Origin of the sequence: Longimicrobium sp., assembly GCF_036554565.1 — a bacterium.
Classification (GTDB): domain Bacteria; phylum Gemmatimonadota; class Gemmatimonadetes; order Longimicrobiales; family Longimicrobiaceae; genus Longimicrobium.
This window is the reverse complement of record NZ_DATBNB010000910.1, coordinates 1-5,604: the sequence shown is the minus strand read 5'-3', so window position 1 is coordinate 5,604 and position 5,604 is coordinate 1. Positions and strand designations below refer to the sequence as shown.

Genomic DNA, 5,604 nt, shown 5'->3' with positions numbered 1-5,604 from the left:
GCACCGGCTACAAGGGCATCACCGTCTACAAGCTCCCGGTCTGGCAGCAGGGGCCGGTCATGCTTCAGGCGCTCAACATTCTGGAGAACGCCGAAATCAAGGCGATGGGCTACAACTCGCCGAAGTACATCCACACGATCTACCAGGCGATGAGCCTGGCCTTCGCCGACCGCGACTTCTACTACGGCGACCCGTACTTCGCGCCCGAAGAGCCCATCCGCGGCCTGCTCTCCGACGAATACGCCCGCCGGCGCGCCGCGCTGATCAACCCGGATCGCAACGATCCCGCGATCGCCCCCGGCGACCCGTACCCGTTCCAGGGGCAGACGAATCCGTTTACCGCTCTGCTTCGCAACTGGAACCGGGCCCGCAGCGACAGCGTCTCGGCCCCGCCGCGGGCCGGGCTTACGTTCGAGCAGAGCTTCTATTCGGGGACGACGTCGGTGGAAACGGCGGACGCGGAGGGGTGGGTGGTTTCCATCACCCCCAGCGGCGGATGGGTTCCGGCGGTAATCGCGGGGCGCACGGGCGTGGGCCTCAGCCAGCGGCTGCAGAGCTTCGTGCTGGACGCGGCCGAGAACCCGTTCAACGTGCTGCGTCCGGGCCAGCGGCCGCGCGTGACGCTGACGCCCACGATGGCGCTCAAGGACGGCAAGCCGTTCCTGTCGTTCGCCGTGCAGGGCGGCGACTCACAGGACCAGAACCTCCTGCAGTTCTTTCTGAACGTGGTGGAATTCGGGATGAACGTGCAGGAAGCGGCGGAGGCGCCCAACATCAACAGCTTCCAGATGCGCAGCTCCTTCGGTGGGCACGAGACGCAGCCGGGGCGCATTCTGCTGGCGGAGTCGATGCCCGCCTGGGTGCGGAGCGACCTCCGGCGCATGGGCTACGAGCTGACGTTCGAGGAGCGCACCTCCGGCCCCATCAACGCCATCTGGTTCGACCGGCAGCACGGCACGTTCTGGGGTGGCAGCAGCCACCACGGCGAAGACTACGGGATCGCGTGGTAGGGGCAATCGATGGGTGAACTGGCGGCGATCTGGATCAAGCGGGCCAAGCGCGGGCCCATGGACGCGGTGGATGCGGGCACGCTGGTGGCCGGGCGCGGCTTGGTGGGCAACGCCGACCAGGGGCGCCGCCGCCAGGTGACACTGATCGAGCAGGAGGTGTGGGACGAGCTGATGACGCGCCTGGGCGGCGACGCCCCGCCCTGGCGCCGGCGCGCCAACCTGATGCTGCGGGGCATCCGCCTTCGGAACACGCGCGGCCGCATCCTGCGCATCGGCGGGTGCCGCGTGCGGATCGCGGGCGAAACGAAGCCGTGCGAGCGGATGGACGAGGTGCTCCCCGGACTTCAGGACGCCATGCGACCGGACTGGGGCGGCGGCGCCTTCGCCGAGGTGCTGGACGACGGCGAGATCCGCGTGGGCGACACGGTCACGTGGGAAGCAGGGCCGCTCCCGTGAGGTAGTCCATCACCTCCTGAACCGGTGGTGCGGCGAGGGCGCGCTCCAGCGAGCAGGCAATTTCGCGCATCAGCGGGTACTCGCGCATTCGGCTGGCGTACTCATCCCCGATCTGCTCGACCAGTTCGTCTAGGCTATGCACCCGTGAGCTTCGCTCGATCAGCGCATCGAGAATCTCGCCAGGAACGTACTCTGCCCGGATCAGGTCTTCCTGCGTCACCTCTACGCCCAGGATCTCCGCCAAGTGCTCGGGGCTGTGGAACAGGACGGCGGTCAGTTCGGGCATCGCCATGTGCATGGTGACGAACGGCGGAAACGAGATCAGGAACCAGAGGTCTGACTGGATGCCGTAAGCGATGTCGGGGTTGTTGGAGTCGGCATCCACCACGCAGATCACGCGCGCGTTGTGCTTGCTGACCGCCACGTCTTCCGCCGATGGCACGGATGAGCGCTCGCGTACACCATACACGTATACCTCGTCGGGAGAGCAGAGGCCCAGCACCCGCCGAATGATCGGCGCCCCGCACGGCTTGTACACCGCGATGAACACTTTCATGGGCCCACCTCGATCAAGTTTGACTCCGGCTTTCCCTCCTCTACGCACTTCCGATATTTCAGCTGCAGCATTGCGCAGGGATCCTCCCGTTCCAGCATGGCATCGATCTCCTCCTTGTGCCACAGCAGGATCGGCTGCTGTGCCGAGTAACGGGCGAGCACCTTCGCCGCTTCGTGATATCCGCTTCGGCTGAAGAGGAGGCCAACCGTTCCCGCGGGGCGCCTCAGCAGCTGATTCCGGAGCTTGGCGATCGCATCCGCTCTCAGCGGCTCGCGCCTGTCCTTGCACTCCACGATGCAGTGCAAGCCCGCGGCATAGACAGCGCCGTCCAGCTGCTCGATCGGGCTGCCCTCCAGCCGCACGTTGAACGGCCGCCGGATGACGGCACCGTCGAGTTCGAACGCGCGAATGACCAGCTGCTCCAAGGCCCGGCCCGGGGGCCACGCCGTTGCGCGGCGGTTAAGGATGTCGGACCAGAGCTGGCGAAGCTCCGGCCAGCCGGAATTCGGGTTCGGTTCGCTCATCGCGCGGCGGTGGCCGGCTGAGGGTTCGTGGTCCAGTGTGGCAACTGGACCCAAGCTACGCACGAACCTCACACTCCGGAAGCCCCGCCCAAAAACTCGTACCAGCTGTGGCGGCAACGGGTTAGGCCCGCCACTTATCCGCCGTCAACGCGCAAAACAGACGATCTCCGCACCTGGCTTTCCAGCTGACGTCACACCCTGCCTGGCAATTAGAACGCGGTGCAGCCGGGATCGCAGCGGGGTGCGGCCTGTGGCTGCTTTTTTGTGTTTCGTGGTGCTTCAGGCCCCTCCCACCGCGGCAGCGTGCCCGGCGTCGTCGTCTTCCAGCGACAGCCGCGCGCGGGGCACGTCGTCTTCGTGGAAGGCGGTGCCGTCCTCGGCCATGCTGGCAAGCTGCGCCAGCCAGGGCGGCGCGGTGTCGGGCTGCGCGCCGTAGACGTCGCGCAGGGTGCCCAGCAGCGTGTGCAGCGCCTCTTCGCGCCGGTCGGGAGCAAGGTCGCGCACCAGGGCACCCAGCGCCGCCGCGATGCCATCGGCGGTAAGGTCGGAATGCAGGTTGTGGCGCTCGCGGTGAAGCCAGTCGAAAAGCTTGCGCCGGCTCTTGGTGTACGGCGTGCCGCCGGACAGGAACTTGTCGAGCCCGCTGGGGCTCATTCCCACCTGCCGCGCCACCGCACGCAGCGAGGTGGCCTGCACCCGCAGGACAATCGCGTTGCGTAGCCGGTCGATGGACGGCTGCGGCCGGACGGACATCGTTCTTTCCCCCGCGCTTTTGGTGGACAAAGTAGACGAAACAGCATTAGTCTACTTCGTCCACTTGAACTGCACAAGTGCCGAGTTTGTGCGGTCGGTGGCACATGGGGGGCGGTCCTGTACGCTTGTAGACGGCGGTTTGCGCCAGGCTTAAAATGGGCCGGGAAAGATGATGCGCGGGCGCCGCGGCGCGGTTCCGCCGTCCACGTTTGCAAGCACCCAGCCAGGAGCGCCCGATGAAGCCAAACGCCGCCCGCCCCGGCGGGCACCCGCGCACCGCCGAGTTCACGGGCCCGCTGAGCATTCCCGGCGGCGAGGTGGCAGGCGCGGAAATCGTCCGCGAGCTGGGCGCGGAAGTGTCGCTTGCGGTGTGGCAGACGCTTCGCGGCGTGCTCATGTGGGCCGCCGAAACGCCCGAGGCGCGCCCCGCCCTCTTCGACGCCGAGGCCATGCGGGCCTGGGAGTGCGAGATGCTGGTCGCGTCTTGGGAGCCGGAGCTGCGCTATCCGCTGGCCGTGCTGGTGGGCGAGCTGGCCGGCGATCCCACGCCGGAGCCCATCGCGCGTGCGTGCCTCTGCGTGACCGACTGGGCGCTCACGCGCGAGGCATGGTCCACGGCGCTGGCCTTTGCCGAAGCCGCCGCGCTCGCCTGGCCCGAGCACCCGCGCTACGCATGGACGGTCGGGCGGCTTCTTCGCAAGCGTGGCCGCCTGCGCGAAGCGGAGCAGTGGATCCGCCGATGCGTTCGGGTGGCCGCCGCCAGCGGGGACTGGGAAGCGCAGACGATGGGGCTGAACAGCCTGGGAAACCTCTTCCTTAAGCAGGGCAACTACCCGGCGTCGCTGCGCATGCTGCGCGACGCACTGCGAGTCGCGAGAAAGCACCGGCTGCGCGAACGGCAGGGCGAAGTCCTTCACGATCTCTGCGTCGTGCACATGTGGGCCGGCGACCTGGACCGCGCTGAGCCACTTGCGATGCAGGCGTTCTGCATCTACCAGACGGGACACCACCGCCTTCCTGCCCTGGCGCATGATGTAGCCACTCTCTGGCTCATGCGCGGCCATCCTCGCCGCGCGTTCTCGCTACTCAAGGACCTCCTCGACTTTTTCGAAGATCCGGAGGATCGGATTCGCGTGGCGGGCGCCCTCGCGAGGGCAGCCGGCGAGATCGGTCATCGCGAAGCATTTGGGCGCGCGTGGCTGGAGCTGTGGGAACTCGCCGCAATTCCCTTCGTTGCCCGGACCGCCGCCCCCGCGATGCTGGAGGCGGCGTTGGGCGCAAGCGCCCTGGCTGAGTGGGACCTGTCGGAGGGAGCGCTGAAACAGGCCATGGACGTGGCGGGCGAGGTTGGAGAAGCCGACGTGCTGGTCAGAGCGGAGAGGGCGCTGGAGGCGGTGCGGGCACGCGTGGCACCGCAGTCGTTACGACCTGCCGAACCGCATCGGTCCGCGAAAACCGATACGGTGGCAGCCGACCTCCTGGCGTCCCTGCACGCGGGTGGAGCTACGGCGATGTCGTGAGGGCGGAGCTAGTTGCCCGATCCCATCCCGTTGCCTCCCCGGCCATCGACCGCCCCGGTGGAGTCAGACGAGGTGGTGGTCGTGGATCCGTCGTTCCCCGATCCCATCATGCCGCCGCCGTTTTCACCCGTGGCGTTTCCCGAGCCCAGAGAGTTCCCGCCGTCGAAGCGGGGGCGGTCGGCGCGGGGGGTGGCGGGCTCGGTGGCGGACGACGAGCAGGCGGCGAGCACCAGGAATGCGGCGGCGGCCATGAGACGCATGGACTTCATGGGTAAAGCTCCTGAACTGGGTGGGTGAGTGAGGCACGTGGCGCCTATTCTGTCGTCCACTTTGACCACTAGTCAACGAGCCGTCGTGCGCAGATGACCGCCCCTGTTCCGCCAGATGCGCGCAGCATCTCCCGCAAGCGTTTGCTGTTGATGGTGATGGAGCCTTCCCTGCGGAGCCTGTTCACGAACGTGCCACCGCGCTACGACGTCGTGGAGCCCGGGTGGGACGAGCTCGACGACGCGCTGCGCAGCGCGTCACCCTCGAGCAACGTGGTGGTGGATCCGTACGCGGGCGAACCCAGCGGAGTGCGCCTGCCGCTCGTGCGCGACCTGCTGAAGCGGTTCCCGTCGGTGCCGGTGCTGGCGGTGATGGACCTGAGCCCGGAAGTAGCGGGCGACGTGCAGATGCTGCTGGACTGGGGGGTGTCGGAGGTGGCGCCGCTGGGGCCGTTCCGCACGCCCGGCGTGCTGCGGCACGTGCTGTGGCAGGCGCACGCGCGGCCGTTCAAGCGCAGG

General features: G+C 67.9%; 8 protein-coding genes. 4 read left to right on the top strand and 4 right to left on the bottom strand.

Going from position 1 to position 5,604, the window contains the following annotated elements:
• On the top strand, positions 1-1,010 hold a 1,010-nt coding region (locus VIB55_RS25390; protein ID WP_331879498.1), incomplete at its 5' end, for a gamma-glutamyltransferase.
• A gap of 9 nt (positions 1,011-1,019) precedes the next feature.
• Positions 1,020-1,466 (top strand): MOSC domain-containing protein, encoded by a 447-nt coding sequence (locus tag VIB55_RS25385; RefSeq protein WP_331879497.1) that lies wholly within the window; start codon positions 1,020-1,022, stop codon positions 1,464-1,466.
• Here VIB55_RS25385 and VIB55_RS25380 read toward each other — a convergent pair.
• The 3 genes from VIB55_RS25380 to VIB55_RS25370 all read right to left on the bottom strand — a co-directional run bounded on the left by VIB55_RS25380 (position 1,438) and on the right by VIB55_RS25370 (position 3,299).
• Entirely contained in the window at positions 1,438-2,022 is a 585-nt protein-coding gene (locus VIB55_RS25380; protein ID WP_331879496.1) for a hypothetical protein, read from the bottom strand. The two genes, VIB55_RS25385 and VIB55_RS25380, sit on opposite strands and share 29 nt — an antisense overlap.
• Positions 2,019-2,546 carry a restriction endonuclease gene (locus VIB55_RS25375; protein WP_331879495.1) on the bottom strand — a complete coding sequence of 176 codons (528 nt, stop codon included), beginning with the start codon at positions 2,544-2,546 and terminating at the stop codon, positions 2,019-2,021. The genes VIB55_RS25380 and VIB55_RS25375 overlap by 4 nt, the downstream gene beginning before the upstream one ends.
• A gap of 279 nt (positions 2,547-2,825) precedes the next feature.
• Positions 2,826-3,299: a hypothetical protein gene (locus VIB55_RS25370; protein ID WP_331879494.1), complete on the bottom strand. Its 474-nt coding sequence runs from the start codon at positions 3,297-3,299 to the stop codon at positions 2,826-2,828.
• Between the two features lie 236 nt (positions 3,300-3,535).
• On the opposite strand from VIB55_RS25370, the gene VIB55_RS25365 reads away from it, so the two are divergent.
• On the top strand, positions 3,536-4,819 hold the full coding sequence (locus VIB55_RS25365) for a tetratricopeptide repeat protein (RefSeq protein ID WP_331879493.1): 1,284 nt from the start codon (positions 3,536-3,538) through the stop codon (positions 4,817-4,819).
• Between the two features lie 8 nt (positions 4,820-4,827).
• Here VIB55_RS25365 and VIB55_RS25360 read toward each other — a convergent pair whose 3' ends face one another.
• Positions 4,828-5,088, bottom strand: a complete 261-nt coding sequence (locus tag VIB55_RS25360) for a hypothetical protein (RefSeq protein WP_331879492.1) — start codon at positions 5,086-5,088, stop codon at positions 4,828-4,830.
• Between the two features lie 93 nt (positions 5,089-5,181).
• Between VIB55_RS25360 and VIB55_RS25355 the strand changes: the two genes are divergently transcribed.
• Positions 5,182-5,604: hypothetical protein (locus VIB55_RS25355; RefSeq protein WP_331879491.1), on the top strand; the 423-nt coding region annotated here is incomplete at its 3' end.